Annotated in this window: 13 protein-coding genes; 5 read left to right on the forward strand and 8 right to left on the reverse strand. The window is 37.2% G+C overall.

Annotated features, from left to right (window positions below; translation table 11 throughout):
* Position 1: 1 nt before the first annotated feature.
* From J1905_RS13240 to J1905_RS13255, 4 genes are all read right to left on the reverse strand, one after another.
* A complete protein-coding gene (locus J1905_RS13240; RefSeq protein WP_214227757.1) occupies positions 2 to 1,057 on the reverse strand; it encodes a glycosyl hydrolase in 1,056 nt (351 codons plus the stop codon).
* A 110-nt stretch (positions 1,058 to 1,167) separates the two neighbouring features.
* Positions 1,168 to 2,097, reverse strand: coding sequence for a lysophospholipid acyltransferase family protein (locus J1905_RS13245; RefSeq protein WP_214227758.1), 930 nt, complete (start codon positions 2,095 to 2,097; stop codon positions 1,168 to 1,170).
* Between the two features lie 144 nt (positions 2,098 to 2,241).
* On the reverse strand, positions 2,242 to 4,194 hold the full coding sequence (locus tag J1905_RS13250) for an LTA synthase family protein (RefSeq protein WP_214227759.1): 1,953 nt from the start codon (positions 4,192 to 4,194) through the stop codon (positions 2,242 to 2,244).
* Between the two features lie 53 nt (positions 4,195 to 4,247).
* Positions 4,248 to 4,562, reverse strand: coding sequence for a hypothetical protein (locus tag J1905_RS13255; RefSeq protein WP_214227760.1), 315 nt, complete (start codon positions 4,560 to 4,562; stop codon positions 4,248 to 4,250).
* Between the two features lie 171 nt (positions 4,563 to 4,733).
* Here J1905_RS13255 and J1905_RS13260 point away from each other — a divergent pair, with 171 nt between their 5' ends.
* The 3 genes from J1905_RS13260 to J1905_RS13270 are packed head-to-tail and all read left to right on the forward strand — an operon-like array spanning position 4,734 to position 6,856.
* Complete coding sequence (locus J1905_RS13260; RefSeq protein ID WP_214227761.1) at positions 4,734 to 5,714, forward strand: helix-turn-helix domain-containing protein; 981 nt, start codon at positions 4,734 to 4,736, stop codon at positions 5,712 to 5,714.
* Positions 5,714 to 6,619 (forward strand): AraC family transcriptional regulator, encoded by a 906-nt coding sequence (locus J1905_RS13265; protein WP_214227762.1) that lies wholly within the window; start codon positions 5,714 to 5,716, stop codon positions 6,617 to 6,619. The genes J1905_RS13260 and J1905_RS13265 overlap by 1 nt, the downstream gene beginning before the upstream one ends.
* A 27-nt stretch (positions 6,620 to 6,646) precedes the next feature.
* On the forward strand, positions 6,647 to 6,856 hold the full coding sequence (locus tag J1905_RS13270; RefSeq protein WP_214227763.1) for a DUF6965 family protein: 210 nt from the start codon (positions 6,647 to 6,649) through the stop codon (positions 6,854 to 6,856).
* On the opposite strand, the gene J1905_RS23610 is transcribed toward J1905_RS13270, so the two are convergent.
* Together J1905_RS23610 and J1905_RS13280 are read right to left on the reverse strand one after the other, a co-directional pair.
* Positions 6,851 to 7,054, reverse strand: coding sequence for a hypothetical protein (locus J1905_RS23610; RefSeq protein WP_250318092.1), 204 nt, complete (start codon positions 7,052 to 7,054; stop codon positions 6,851 to 6,853). The genes J1905_RS13270 and J1905_RS23610 overlap by 6 nt on opposite strands.
* A 538-nt stretch (positions 7,055 to 7,592) precedes the next feature.
* Positions 7,593 to 9,107 carry an alpha/beta hydrolase gene (locus tag J1905_RS13280; protein ID WP_214227764.1) on the reverse strand — a complete coding sequence of 505 codons (1,515 nt, stop codon included), beginning with the start codon at positions 9,105 to 9,107 and terminating at the stop codon, positions 7,593 to 7,595.
* A gap of 140 nt (positions 9,108 to 9,247) precedes the next feature.
* Between J1905_RS13280 and J1905_RS13285 the strand changes: the two genes are divergently transcribed.
* Entirely contained in the window at positions 9,248 to 9,679 is a 432-nt protein-coding gene (locus J1905_RS13285) for a hypothetical protein (RefSeq protein WP_214227765.1), read from the forward strand.
* A 4-nt stretch (positions 9,680 to 9,683) separates the two neighbouring features.
* Here the strand turns inward: J1905_RS13285 and J1905_RS13290 are convergent, their stop codons facing one another.
* Both J1905_RS13290 and J1905_RS13295 read right to left on the reverse strand, forming a co-directional pair.
* Complete coding sequence (locus tag J1905_RS13290) at positions 9,684 to 10,265, reverse strand: MiaE family protein (protein ID WP_214227766.1); 582 nt, start codon at positions 10,263 to 10,265, stop codon at positions 9,684 to 9,686.
* A 43-nt stretch (positions 10,266 to 10,308) separates the two neighbouring features.
* Positions 10,309 to 12,189, reverse strand: coding sequence for a beta-N-acetylhexosaminidase (locus tag J1905_RS13295; protein ID WP_214227767.1), 1,881 nt, complete (start codon positions 12,187 to 12,189; stop codon positions 10,309 to 10,311).
* Positions 12,190 to 12,534: 345 nt separating this feature from the next.
* Here J1905_RS13295 and J1905_RS13300 point away from each other — a divergent pair, with 345 nt between their 5' ends.
* The gene (locus tag J1905_RS13300; protein ID WP_214227768.1) at positions 12,535 to 13,308 is read left to right on the forward strand and encodes a hypothetical protein; all 774 of its coding nucleotides are present in this window, start codon (positions 12,535 to 12,537) and stop codon (positions 13,306 to 13,308) included.
* The last annotated feature ends 125 nt before the right edge of the window (positions 13,309 to 13,433 follow it).

Here is a 13,433-nt window from a genome sequence, read left to right on the forward strand (position 1 = left end):
TTTACTGATTTTTTAAAGAAGGCATTTCGTCTAATGTGATTACATAGTTGCTGGCAAACATTTTTTTCCATAAATCTAAAGAATTGTTTGTCCCGGATCTTACAAAGTCCCCATACCAAGGCATAAACCACGACCACGCAGCAGCATCTTTAGTCAGATTATCTACATCTGGCATAGAACCACATTCGCTTATGGTAACCATCTTTTTATTACCATAAAGACTAGTTAATGCATTAAATTCTGCCAATTGCGAAGTGTGGTCGCCTTGCTTATAAATATCTCTGCCAACAATATCCACATACTCATCTCCAGGATACCAGGCATCATCATTGGGTTCTCTGGTCCAAACCCAAATCAGGTTATTTAGTTTATGGTAATTCACCATCCTATCATACATCAACTGGTAAAGTTTTTTGCATGGCGCCGCTCCTTTTGCACCCCACCAAAACCAGGTTCCAGCGGCTTCATGTAAAGGCCTCCATATCACTGGTACATTGTCCTTTTGTAGTTCTTTTAGCAAACCGGCAACGTAATCGATGTCGTTTAACATGGCTTTATATTCAGCCGATTGGGGATCATTAATCTTGGAAACATCAAAGGTTGTCTTGTTAGAATAAAATTCTTCAGTTGTTCTTAAGGGGTCTCTCCAATGCCAAACCATTACGGGGATACCATTTCTAAGCCAGTAAGATTTGGCATCTTTAATTGGTGTTTTATCATCGTACCAGGTGTAGCCACGATTGCAATGCATAAAATCAAGACCAATAATGGCAGGTTCTTTTCCCGTATTTGCTTTAAGCCAGTTGGTTTCGTCAAAGCTATTAAGCGTCATCACTCCTGAAAGGATTTTCTTGCCATAATTCTCACGAAGAAACTGGTAAAGTTTATTGGCTTCAGGGCTTGGATTAGGTGTAACAAGTTTAGCGTTGATATCAAACCGTTCAACCGCCACAGGTGGCTGTGATATATCTTCAACACTCCCAGCCTTTTTACAGGCGAATATTAAAAAGCAAAAAATGCAAGCGCCAAATGCTTTTTGCAGCACATTCAAATTCATGTTTACATTGGTTAGTTTACTATGAATTTGTAAAAGTATTGCGCTGAATATTCCTTAATGCTAAAAAATGGGGTTCCAAATGTTAAAGACAGAAACAAAAGATGCTTGTTTTAAGCAAACTGCTGCATTTGTTCTTCTTTTATGGTATTGATACTTGAAATTGCTTCTGCAGGTTTATGCTTCCATCTGCGATGACTCCATAGCCAATATGCAGGTTCGTTTTTAATGATCCCTTCAAGAAATTCAGTATGTAATCTGGTAATTTCATAATCCTGAGTATCTTTAGGGTTTAAACAAAGTGGCACACAATCTACTTCATAATGCCCCCTTTTGATCACACTAATTCTGAAATAGAAAATAGGCCGATTGGTTCTTTTGGCGATTTTCTCTATACCCAACTGAATGTAAGCTGGTTGGTTTAAGAAGGTCTGCCAATGGTGTAATTCATTTTTAGATGGTGACTGATCATTCCCAAAACTAAAAATACTTGGGATGTCTTTACTAGCTTGTATAGCCCTTAAGGTTTGACGCATAGGAATCAGTTTATTACCAAACTTGCTACGGATTCTTCTAAACCACTTATCAAAAATCAGATTACTTAATGGTTTATAAATCGGATAATGATCAGCGGTCGCGAAGTTTAATCCTATTCCCATGGTACCCCACTCCCAATTGCCATAATGGGCTGAACAAACCAGTACACTTTCTCCGTTTTTTAGATACTCGTTTACCTGCTCCTTGTTTTTAAAAACAAAGCGTTTATTTATTTCCTCTGCCGAAATATTGCTCATCTTGATCACTTCAAAAATCAATGCAGATAAGTATCTGTAGTACTTTTTCTCTATGCGGATAATTTCATCTAAGGTTTTCTCGGGAAAAACATTTACCAGATTCTCTCTAACAACCTTTCTACGGTAGCCAAAAACATAATAAATCAAGAGGTAAGCTGTGTCTGCCATGATGTACAGAATAGACAAAGGCAGTAGGGATAATACAGCTAAAAAAAACGTCCCTGTATGAGAAAGGCTCTTTTTAAACATACTACAATAGTTTTCTACAAAATTCAGGAGAGCTTAACACAAAATTAAAACCTTTTAAAAAAGGTTTTGCCATGAAAATGTTAGATTATTATTTTTGAAGGGTGGTGCGATAGGAGACTATATAGTGAACCCTATAAATACGACCTACTGATGCAATCCCCCATTTTTAAATAAATCGTATGCGGTTTGATAATTAGCCATTGCCTGGTTAATTACCGTTTTAGACAATTTATTAGGCACTTGTTCATTAGTCGATTTGCGATACAGAAAGGTTTCTGTTTTTTTCTGAGGCCCCAATATCACCAAGCTATCCTTCTTTAAATAAGCCAGTTTTTGATAGGTACCCAAAACGGCGCGAGGCTGATAGGTTGAATTTAAAACATTCTGTCCATACAGATTACTTTCGTAATTCCATCCCAAAAGACTAAACAGGGTTGGATAAAGGTCAATTTGTGAGCAAAGTTTATCTATCACCTTTTTGCCTTTTACAGGTAGGTTTAAAACGATACAAGGAATGTGATACTTGTCGATATCAATTTCATTCTTACCCGCACTAGCCGCACAATGATCGGCAACTATAATTACGACCGTATTATTGTACCAAGCTTTTTTTTCTATCTTTTTGAGGAATTCAGAAATGGCATAGTCAGTGTAACGAACAGCTCCTTCCCGATTACCTTGTTTTATACCAATTTTTCCTTCCGGGAAAGTAAATGGCCTATGATTAGAGGTAGTCATTACAAAGCTATAGAAGGGCTTTCCCGAATTAACATCGGCATCTGAACCTTGTATCACAGCATCAAACAAATCGCCGTCACAAATTCCCCAGGCATTTTCAAAATGAACCTGACTATCTTCAATGATTGTTCTTTTAGTTAAATAGGAGTCTCCAATTTTGATGTTTCTTCCCCTATCGGTAATATCAAACCCGTTGCTACCAAAATATTCATTCATGTTATCGAAATAGCCGTCTCCACCATAATAAAACGTTCGGGTGTACCCTTTCTTTTCGAAAATATGGCCAATTGTGGTAAGGTTTTCATTCCCTTGTCTTCGCACAATACTGCTTCCTGGAGTCGGAGGTATAGATAGCGTTAAAGCCTCCATTCCTCTTACTGTACGAGTTCCGGTTGCATACATATTGGTAAACATCAAGTTCTTATCTGCCAATGAATCCAATGCAGGTGTAAGGTTTTGTGTATTACCAAAATGCTTTAAAAAACTGGCGCTTAAGCTCTCTACAGTAATCATGATTACATTTGGCTTGTAAAGCTGTCCACCATTTTGTATGTTCCTTTTAATGGAGCCCCCACTGCTTAAAAATGTAGTTTGCTGATCTTTCAACTCATTCCTTATTAGGCTATAGGCTTTTTCTTCTGGAAGTAAAGAATAAAAATCGTTGTAGTTTAGCTCGTTATTTTTAAAAGCAGAGAAAATAGAATAAATACCTGCTTTTGAGAGCTCGTTTTCGTAACGGTTGGTACTTGATTCGGCAAAGGAGTTGCTCAATAAAAATCCGTACAATAAAGGAATAAGCACCAGAGTACCTGATATGATAATTCTTTTTTTAAATGGTATAGTAGATTGAAAAGCACCTAGAAAAACTCTTCTTTTTGCAAAGATCCATATAATGAGTAAAACCATCACCAATACGCCACCAATTAAAAGCGGCAATGGGTAGGATTCGTTGATGTTATTGACTACTTCGTAGGTATAAATGAGGTAATCGACTGCGATAAAATTGAATCTGCTCTCAAACTCCTGCCAGAAGGTGAGTTCTGCAAAAAATGAAAAGAAAGAAATAAGTAATGCCAGAAATAAGCCGGAATAGGTTATGATTTTGTTTACTACTGAATTAGACCATCTATCGGGTAGAAAGAGTAAGTACAAGCTATAAAAGGCCGTTAAAAAGAGACCGACGCCAATATCGTAAACAAAACCAAGCAGGTAAATTCTTATTACACCAAAAAAAGAGAAATCTGTTTTACCGATAGAATCTATGAATAAAATTGTTCGGATCAAAAAAGAGATAAAAACAAAAACGGTTAAAAAAGAAAATAAGACGCTGTACCTGCCCTTAAATAGTTTATTAAGCATACAAAATTATTTCAAAAGGCAAAGGTATTTGTCAATTCTGTATCAATTCTGTTTTAACGTTGAATTTCGTTAAGATAATCTAATTCACTCATTTGAGCCATTTTAGCCATAACACTCTCTACATTATAGTTCAATTTGTGATAAATAAGACTCTCTCCTTGTTCCTTGTGTGTAAGAAATCTGATCAGATCCTTAAAATGGATAATTCCAATTCGTTTTTCATTATAAAAAACGGGCATGGTATAGAGTTCCAGATTAAGCATTACTTCTATTACGTCGATTACCAATTGCTCAGAATGCAATCTTATTTGCTTAGTAGCCTGATGGCTATAAGAAGGTGCTTTTTCATTCTGAATAATGGTTCCCATGACTTGAATAATTTTGATATTATTATCAAAATTATTTTACAAAAATACCGTAAGTACCAGTAAATGAGAGCCAAGATAAGGTTTAAAAATACCGAATCAGGACATTTTTCATCACATTTAAAATTATTATATAGTGCTTCGTATTAGAGAATTACCGATATTTAATAGCAGATGAAAGAGGTTATATATCGCTTTGCTGTTGAAACTGACTGGGTAGAAGAACTGGCACGTAGTCATGGAGGATATATGCGTGGCAATTTCACCATTGCACCAGAAGATGTATTTACAGGCACGCATTATGTACTCCAAGTAAGTGAAAATGTTACTGTTATGTTAGTAGATGCAACTTATCATCAAGATGTATTGTATAAGCCTCAAAACTCCACAGCTGATTTTGCCGGCATATATTTTAACCTTACAGAAGGTGAATCTGTTCATATTATGGACAACGTTTCGAAATCTGTAGGACGATGGAATTATAATCTGGCAATTGTGGATGGTGAGTTCAATACCGATTATATGATAAAATCGGGAAGTAAATGTTACAGCATTTCCCTTTTTGTAAAAAAGAGTATTTTAAGAGAATATCTCTCCAAAACAGGTGTACTTAACGAGGTGGTTAATCGTGTTTTTGATGAGGAACAAAATACATTGATACATTATGCTCATATGAGCAGTGCCAGCTGGCACCTCATTAATGAATTTAGAAAAAACATACCAGGGAGTATATCTTTTAATTTGCTGCTCGGCGGACTGGTTTACAACCTTTTAGCTAACTGCCTTGAGGGCATCATGAAACGGGAAATTATGATTAGTAAAGTACTGCCTTCGGACCTTACAATGATATTAACCTCTCAATCGAATTTGATTAAAAAACAGGAGGGCGTTTTTCCGGGTATAGCCGCACTTGCAGCAGAGGCTAATATGTCGGAAACTAAGTACAAAAACCTGTATAAAAAAATTACAGGATATACGCCAAACGCCTTTTTCTTAAACAACAAGCTGGAACTGGCAAGAGATCTACTTTCAAGGGGGCAATATACGGTTGGAGAATTGGCAGAAAAATTGAGCTTTACTAGTGCTTCTCATCTATCAGAGCAATTTAAAAACTATTTTAAAATGTCACCTAAAGAATACACGGCCTCGTTGTAATGGAAGAAGGAAAAAAGATTTCCGGCATTGATGATAAAAATCAATTGGTTTTACCTAATGATATTGCTAAAGGTTGTTCGTATTTTATGGAGGTAATGCCCGGATTGATGTGTCTTATTGTAGATCATAGTTTACAAAGGAGCATTGAATTGACCAAAACTGTTAATGCCGAGGATTTTTATATTGCTTATTTTGACTTAAGTGATGAAATTGATATCCTTCAGACCAAGGGAGGAGCAAAAATAGATTATCAATCGAAACTGGGGATGGTTGTTGTTGATGGCAGTTTAAAAAGTAGCTACACCTCATCTCCTAAAATATATTCTTTCTGGTTAATTATATCTAGACCTCTGCTTAGAAAGTACCTATTTGGGAATATAGACAGTTCGGACAGTATTGTTTTTTCGAGCCATATTGATAGTCGTACGCGCTTATGTCTTCTTAAGCTTAAAATGAAAAACTATAATGATCCCTCATTTGAGTTATCTGTACGAGGAACTACATTACAGGTTTTAGGGTATCTGGTAGAACGCATCAATGAAATCGGGCCAATATTGGGGAAGCTTTCTGAATTAGACACTACACAGGTTATCAAAACTCAAGCCCATATGATGGAGCAACTTTTAGGGGCATTTCCCGGAATTGATTTTTTGGCTGCAGAGGCGGGTATGTCTATCTCAAAATACAAAAAGCTGTTTAAGAGGATCTTTAAAGAAAGTCCTAATAGTTATTTTCTTAGGGAAAAACTAAATCTTGCACAAGTGCTTTTAAAAAGTGGCAATTTCAAGTCTATTAATGAGGTTGCCAATGAACTTGGCCATGCAAAGCCCGGATATTTTGCTGCTGTCTATAAAAAACAATTTGGCCAATTACCGGGAGAAGTTTTCAATAAAAGCACTTCATAAAACTAAAAATCGGCTAACTTTGCGGGCATGACAGCAGAAGATTTTGAGGCAGCGTTTCACGGAATAGAATTACCTTCGGAAATTGAATTGGCACCCGGAGCGATAATAAGGGATGTTCCACTGTTTTTAGAAAAAGAGTTAACGATTTTGAGAACAAGTAATCATCCGAGAGTAACCGATCCGGTAGTTTACAGGCTAAACCTGGTACTTGAACTTATTAAAGCACAAACTCTATAATACAAGTCCTTTTAATTCAACAATAGAGTAGTCTCCATGGGTACTTGTTGCTTTTAAGATTTCTTCTTTTAGTTGTTTATTGTTGATCTCCTTTCCCGTTTTTGGTGGAACAAGGGTTTTCTTATCTATACTCGTATTGGTTACTTTGGTAGCAAACCAGGTTACGTTTTCGTGTGGTACAGCTACACCAAGTATCATACCTGGCAAGCCATTAGATGATTCCGTTCAATTCCGTTTTGCTTCGCGTCATATTCTTAAACCCAATAGTTATGAAAGGATGAAACCACACCAGCACCGTCAATTTCATTCCATTAAGCCGAAAAATTTTGGCCCTTTTTGGGCACTCCAAATCCGTCTGCTTTTGTACGGCTCTTGTTCGTACCTCGTTCGACCAGGGTCGAACGAGGTACGAACAAGAGCCGTTTCAGGATAGCCGCAGAGACGACTATATTTTTACCCGTATTATCGTTCTTTTTCGGATTCAAAACCTCCCTATAGGATTTAACACCGCTCAAAATTTTCATGCCTGCATTTTTCATAGTTTAATTATTAAAACAATTCTGGAGGGATTTTACCCCCCTTTCCTAATTGCTTAAACCAATGTAAAAAGGAAAAATCTGGTGGCGATTCGAATTGGTACAATTTCTCGTATTGCTACGCAATTACTCGCAATTAGACCATTTATGTCCGATTGAACGGTTTTGGTAGCTTTTCTCGTTTTGTGCCTTCGGGCGAACTACGGCCTTGTAGGTTCCGTGCGCACTATGCCCTTCACTATAACCTCGGGGTCTGCTGTAATAAAATGGCCTTGTCCTTCTTTTACAATAAGCTTTAATTTACCGCCAAGCTTCTTGTATTGTTGGTCTATCACCATAGTATGCTCTTTGAACCAGGGATCCTGGCTTCCTGAAACGATTAGCAAGGGTACTCCTGCCTTCCCTATTGGAATGAGGCCCTCGAATAGATTTTTCTTAGTCATTAAACTACGCATCACTGGATTTACAGCATATATGGCTGAAACTTTTTCAGGATTTTCCATTGTCCAGGCAATACATTCACCCGCGTTTACTCCTGATCCTTCTAACACTGGTTTCTTAGAAAATCCATGATCAGTTAACATTTTATAAATCTCATTCCACTGTTCCATTACGGCACCGGATTGTGTGGTAATTGGGGTAATAACAATATGATATCCTTTAGCCAGTAAAGCCTGATCTACAAGGGCATTCCTATCCATGCGATCGCTTCGAAAAACCCATGGCTTGCCTGGGGCCGGTTTATTTGGAACTATAATAACCATTGAAGATACACCATAACGACTCTTGCTTTTCACCTTGTACTGCTCATAGTAAGGCGTATAACCGGGACCTCTGGCGGTCATCCATGTATTTTCTTCTTTCAAATACAAGTAGCTGTTTTGGGGATTGTAGTAATATGACTTGGTGAAGCTATCATCTATAAAACCTGGCAACGGCGAAGGTTTCGAAGCACTTGCAACATTTGTGACAACCCAATCGACAATAGGAGTTGGATTTTGCAAGCTGTGTGGATGATGGGCTGTACCCTCTTTGACCAGAATAGTCATTCTGCCACCCATTTGTAAATAAATATTTTCAATTGGCAATGTGTTTTTTTCATACAGAAAATCTTCTGAGCCACAGATACTTAATAATGGAACATCATACCGTGCAAGTTCTGCTATTTTTGCCAGACTTTCAGGCATGATTGCAGCGTTATCTGCGTAAATGCATGATACTTGATCAGGGTGATTTACAGACCATGCATAGGCATTTATAGCACCTCTGCTCATTCCTCCAAAGGCCGGCTTTTTTGAGAATCCGTGTTCCTTGGTTAAAAAAGCATACCATGCATCCCACTGTCTTCCGGCATCGCAATTAATGTATCCAATAAAAAAACCCTTTTTTAATAGCTCAACTTCCGACTGAGGTTCGTGATCCCAATAAAATCCTCTCCATGACCATGGATTTCCTACGGCTGCAGTTTTCGGTACAACAACAAGGCACCGTACCTTTCCTTTTACTTCGGCATTAATGCCGAAACCCTCACCTTCAACAGCCTTAAATGGTGTTATTTCCAAACTAAGGGTATCCATTAGAAAATCATAGCGATCAAATCCTCTCCATGTAGTTTTATCGCCTGAAAAGCTCACTGTAGTCGATTGAGCATATACCGTATTAAAAATTGATGTAGTGATAAGCAATACAGCAACAAGTGCAATAATTTTTCGCATTCGTGGTTTTATTTGGTTATGGTTTGGCAATCAAATAAAATAAATCTGGTTAATTTTTACTTAATAAACTATTAATCAAAAAAATCTTTACCTATTCAAATGGGGATAAAAATTAGCATATATTTGAAAGTACCCATTATATGAAGAGACTTTTAGAAATTATATGCTTAATTATCTTTTTTGCGATGTATGGCTGTTCAGGCGAAAGCGTAGACCGGAATTACACCAAAACAATATACCGCGCTATAAGTAAAGGTGATACTGCTACTTTTAAAATAAATCTTACAGATAAAGAGTTCTTTGGACAGCTTGAAATAAATTACAATGGTCTCTATAAAGATTCTGGTGATGTAACCGGAATTGTAAAAGGAAACGAACTAAAAGGAACTTATCGCTTTCAGCATTATGGAGTTGAGGCATGGCACAAAACCCCAATAGCTTTATTAAAAAAGGATGGCAAGCTTATTATGGGTGAAGGCTCAATGGAAGTTTACATGAACATCCACTATTTCAAAAAAAACAAGCCAATTAATTATCAAAATGTAAAGTTTGTATTTGAAAAGATGCCTTAAATAATTAGCCGTGAATGGCCTCTTTATTACCGAAACTTTGGATAAGTTCACCTTCAAATTCAAGCCATTCTTTCCATCGTTTATCTACATCAATATCGATGGTATATTTACGGGCAAAGTTCAGGAAAACAGTATAATGTCCCGCTTCAGATACCATCAGCTCATGATAGAATTTTGCAAGTTCCTGATCTTTTATATTTTGCGACAATACCCTGAAGCGCTCACAACTGCGAGCTTCAATCATTGCCGCAAATAAAAGACGATCGATAAAAGCACAGTTCCTACTGCCATCTCTACGACTAAACTTAACTAACCGGCCCACATAATCGTCTTTACGTTCACGACCAAGGGTGTAACCGCGCTTCTCAATTATATCAACTACCATTTGAAAATGCTGCATTTCTTCGATAGCAATAGCTGTTAGCTCTTGCACCAAGTCCATGTGCTCGGAATTATTGGCAATTAGCGTAATGGCATTTGTTGCTGCTTTTTGTTCGCACCAGGCATGATCGGTTAAAATCTCTTCTAAATTTGATTCAGCAATATTTGCCCAACGCGGGTCTGTCAATAATTTTAATCCAAGCATGGTAATGAATATCTTATGTGGGCCAAAATTAGCAAAGATTTGCTTAGTCTTCGGTACGCTTTTCCAGATCTTTAATACTTACTGTAATCATTTTACCTATTGGCTTGTTGTTGAGGTAGGTTAACACCAGAATATGATCTGCTCCTTTAGGTATAGAAAGTGTGTCGGTATACTTTGGAGAGAAATTATCGGGGAAAGTGTTATCAAAGGTATAATAAATGTCTAGTTTTTTTATCTCGGTACTCAATGCAATGCGAAACGTTTTATTAACGGAGTCTTTTAAAGGGGTAATTGCGGCATCATACACGCTTCTTGCATAGTTGATATTTGCCACATCATACCTTTGAAGATGACTTTCCATTCTTGAAATAAAGTTGTTCCAGTTTTTAGATTCTTTTGGTGACCAAAATACTTCTGACAAAGCAAATGCGCGAGGCCAGGTCATGTATTCTGCGTGTCTATAGGTTGGTACAGATTCAGCCCATAAGTTTCCCTGGCCTCCCAAAACGAAAGATGGATCAGGTATTTCTGCAGGAATTGGATCAAAATTATAGCAGCTTGACAAGGTAAGCATCGAATAAGTTGGTGGCTCCGCAGCAGGGTCACCTTGATAAAGATCAAGGTAGCAATTATCGGCAGGGGTCATAATTACGTGGTGATTCATTTTTGCAGCTTCTATACCACCTTTCATTCCTCTCCAGCTCATTACAGTAGCTTCTGGTGCCAATCCACCTTCAAGAATCTCATCCCATCCCATCATTTTTTTACCTTTAGATTTAACAATGGTCTCCATACGTTTGATGAAATAACTTTGCAGTTCTTCAGGAGTTTTCAGGTTTTCATCTGCCATTCTTTTCTGGCATTTTTTACATGTTTTCCAGAAACCTTTGAAGCACTCATCTCCACCGATGTGGATATATTGACCAGGGAAAAGTGCGGCTACCTCGCCCAGTACTTTTTCCATAAATACGAAACTTTGCTCATTGCCTGGGCATAGAGCATTGTCATCTACTCCATAAAAAGTATTACCTACGTTTACTTTAAATGGTCCACCGGTACAAGATAGATCAGGATACGCAGCAAGCGCGGCAAGGCTATGTCCGGGAACATCTATTTCCGGTAGAACAGTTACAAAACGCTCTTTGGCATATTTAACAACTTCCTTAACATCATCCTGAGTATAATAACCTCCATAATCGGCAGCTTCATTTGCTCCTTGGGGATCGCGTTTCCACCATAAGCCCATTCTTGATGCACGCCAGGCTCCTACTTCTGTTAGTTTTGGTAGGCTTTTGATTTCTATCCTCCAGCCCTGATCGTCGGTTAAGTGCCAGTGAAATACGTTCATTTTGTATTTAGCAAGTTGGTCGATGTATTTCTTAACCACTTCTTTTGGGAAATAATGTCTGCTTACATCTAACATTAAACCTCTCCAGCCAAATCTTGGATAATCTGTTATTTTAACGCAGGGTATAGACCATACTTTGTTTTTAATGATTTCTGCACTTTCTATTTCTTTTGGCAGTAGCTGCATTACAGTTTGCATACCATAAAAAAGACCTACAGGCTTGTTTGCCATAACCGTAATTTTGGTTGGCTTAACATCTAGGGTATACCCCTCATCTCCTATCTGCTTATTGTATGCTTTGTTGATAACCAATTGGATTGTAGAAGTTCCACCAGCTGTATGACCTAGATTAAAGCCAGTTGGTGTTTCAATCATATCGGCAAACAATTCTGCAATTTCTTTATTTGCAGGGGCCGCAATAAGCTTGGTGGTTTTATTTAATTTGAAGCTACCAACAAGCTTTTCGAGCTTTACCGGTTCGGGTATAAGAGCAGGAATAGTTTCTACAGCAAACGATTTTTGAGAGAATAGTAAGCAGAGGGTTAGTGCAGCTATTCTGAAGGGGGTAAAATTCATGTGTTGGTGGTTTTTTAATTAGGTTTTTGATTATTTGGTTGAATTTTTAAGTATTTCTTTTGCTTTTTCGAGCAGTTCATCCCTGCCCTCAATAGTACCTTTTATAGTTGGTTTTAAAAATGATCAATTTTCACACCTACCCTTTGTGTTGGAGTGCCATCAGGATATTTTAGTAGTGATATCCAGTTTCTCAGCATCAATATTATAAGTTGGCTTTTGGGCACAAGAAAAAAGTGCACAACATAGGAAACAGAGCGCTAAATTTGCCTTCATAATTTATATAAGGTTTTGAAAACTAAGATAGATTATTTATACTAGATTTACTTTATTGATAGGCAAATTCGCATGAAAAGACTAGCAACTACTTTACTTCTGTTATTGAGCTTCTCCGTTGTTTTTGGACAAAGTTTGGAAGTTAAATATCATCAGTTGGTTTTAGATTTTATTGATTGTATCAAAAGTAAAAAGAAGGAGAAACTGGCTGATAAAGTTCAGTTTCCACTAATGCGTAAATATCCATTACCTGAAATAAAGAACAAGCAAGAGTTTTTAAAACGATATAATGAGGTTTTTGATGAACATTTGGTTAAACTAATAGTAAATTCTAAACCTAATATCGATTGGTCTGCAGTTGGTTGGCGTGGTATTATGCTTGGAAGTGGTGATTTATGGTTGAATTATGATGGTCGCCTATTGGCAGTAAATTACGAGTCGAAAGCCGAGAAAAAACAAAGGCTGCAATTAATTAAAATGGAAAAGAATAGTCTCCATCCGTCAATCAAGACATTTAAGGAGCCTATACAAATATTGGAAACGCCTCAATATAGAATCAGAATTGACGATATGGGAGCATATAATTATCGTTATACTTCGTGGCCCCTGAAAAGCAAAATGAGTGATAAACCTTCTTTAATAATAGAAAAAGGCATAATAATTCCTGAAGGTAGTGGAGGAAGTGTTCGTTTTGAGTTCAAAAATGGAGAGTTTACTTACGATTGTGCAATCTTAGTTGATCCAGAACCGGGAGGCGCTCCTGCCTTGCTTACAATTAGTAAGGGCGATAAAAAGATATTGTTTCAAAAGGCTAAAATTACAAGGTTACGTCTTCTAAAGTTATAAAATTTATAAGAACATATGGCGTGACTACTTATCCATAGTTTATAATAAAAATAATCCTATTTCAGGAAGATAAAACCAGCGGATAATTTCTATATTGGCGGCTTCAAAGAAACCTTCTGGAATAA

The sequence above is a fragment of the Pedobacter sp. B4-66 genome (assembly GCF_018492665.1).
Lineage (GTDB): Bacteria > Bacteroidota > Bacteroidia > Sphingobacteriales > Sphingobacteriaceae > Pedobacter.

Coding starts and splice junctions, on each gene's coding strand:
- J1905_RS13240 (WP_214227757.1), bottom strand. CDS start 1,057: ATGAATTTGAATGTGCTGCAAAAAGCATTTGGCGCTTGCATTTTTTGC.
- J1905_RS13245 (WP_214227758.1), bottom strand. CDS start 2,097: ATGTTTAAAAAGAGCCTTTCTCATACAGGGACGTTTTTTTTAGCTGTA.
- J1905_RS13250 (WP_214227759.1), bottom strand. CDS start 4,194: ATGCTTAATAAACTATTTAAGGGCAGGTACAGCGTCTTATTTTCTTTT.
- J1905_RS13255 (WP_214227760.1), bottom strand. CDS start 4,562: ATGGGAACCATTATTCAGAATGAAAAAGCACCTTCTTATAGCCATCAG.
- J1905_RS13260 (WP_214227761.1), top strand. CDS start 4,734: ATGAAAGAGGTTATATATCGCTTTGCTGTTGAAACTGACTGGGTAGAA.
- J1905_RS13265 (WP_214227762.1), top strand. CDS start 5,714: ATGGAAGAAGGAAAAAAGATTTCCGGCATTGATGATAAAAATCAATTG.
- J1905_RS13270 (WP_214227763.1), top strand. CDS start 6,647: ATGACAGCAGAAGATTTTGAGGCAGCGTTTCACGGAATAGAATTACCT.
- J1905_RS23610 (WP_250318092.1), bottom strand. CDS start 7,054: ATGATACTTGGTGTAGCTGTACCACACGAAAACGTAACCTGGTTTGCT.
- J1905_RS13280 (WP_214227764.1), bottom strand. CDS start 9,107: ATGCGAAAAATTATTGCACTTGTTGCTGTATTGCTTATCACTACATCA.
- J1905_RS13285 (WP_214227765.1), top strand. CDS start 9,248: ATGAAGAGACTTTTAGAAATTATATGCTTAATTATCTTTTTTGCGATG.
- J1905_RS13290 (WP_214227766.1), bottom strand. CDS start 10,265: ATGCTTGGATTAAAATTATTGACAGACCCGCGTTGGGCAAATATTGCT.
- J1905_RS13295 (WP_214227767.1), bottom strand. CDS start 12,189: ATGAATTTTACCCCCTTCAGAATAGCTGCACTAACCCTCTGCTTACTA.
- J1905_RS13300 (WP_214227768.1), top strand. CDS start 12,535: ATGAAAAGACTAGCAACTACTTTACTTCTGTTATTGAGCTTCTCCGTT.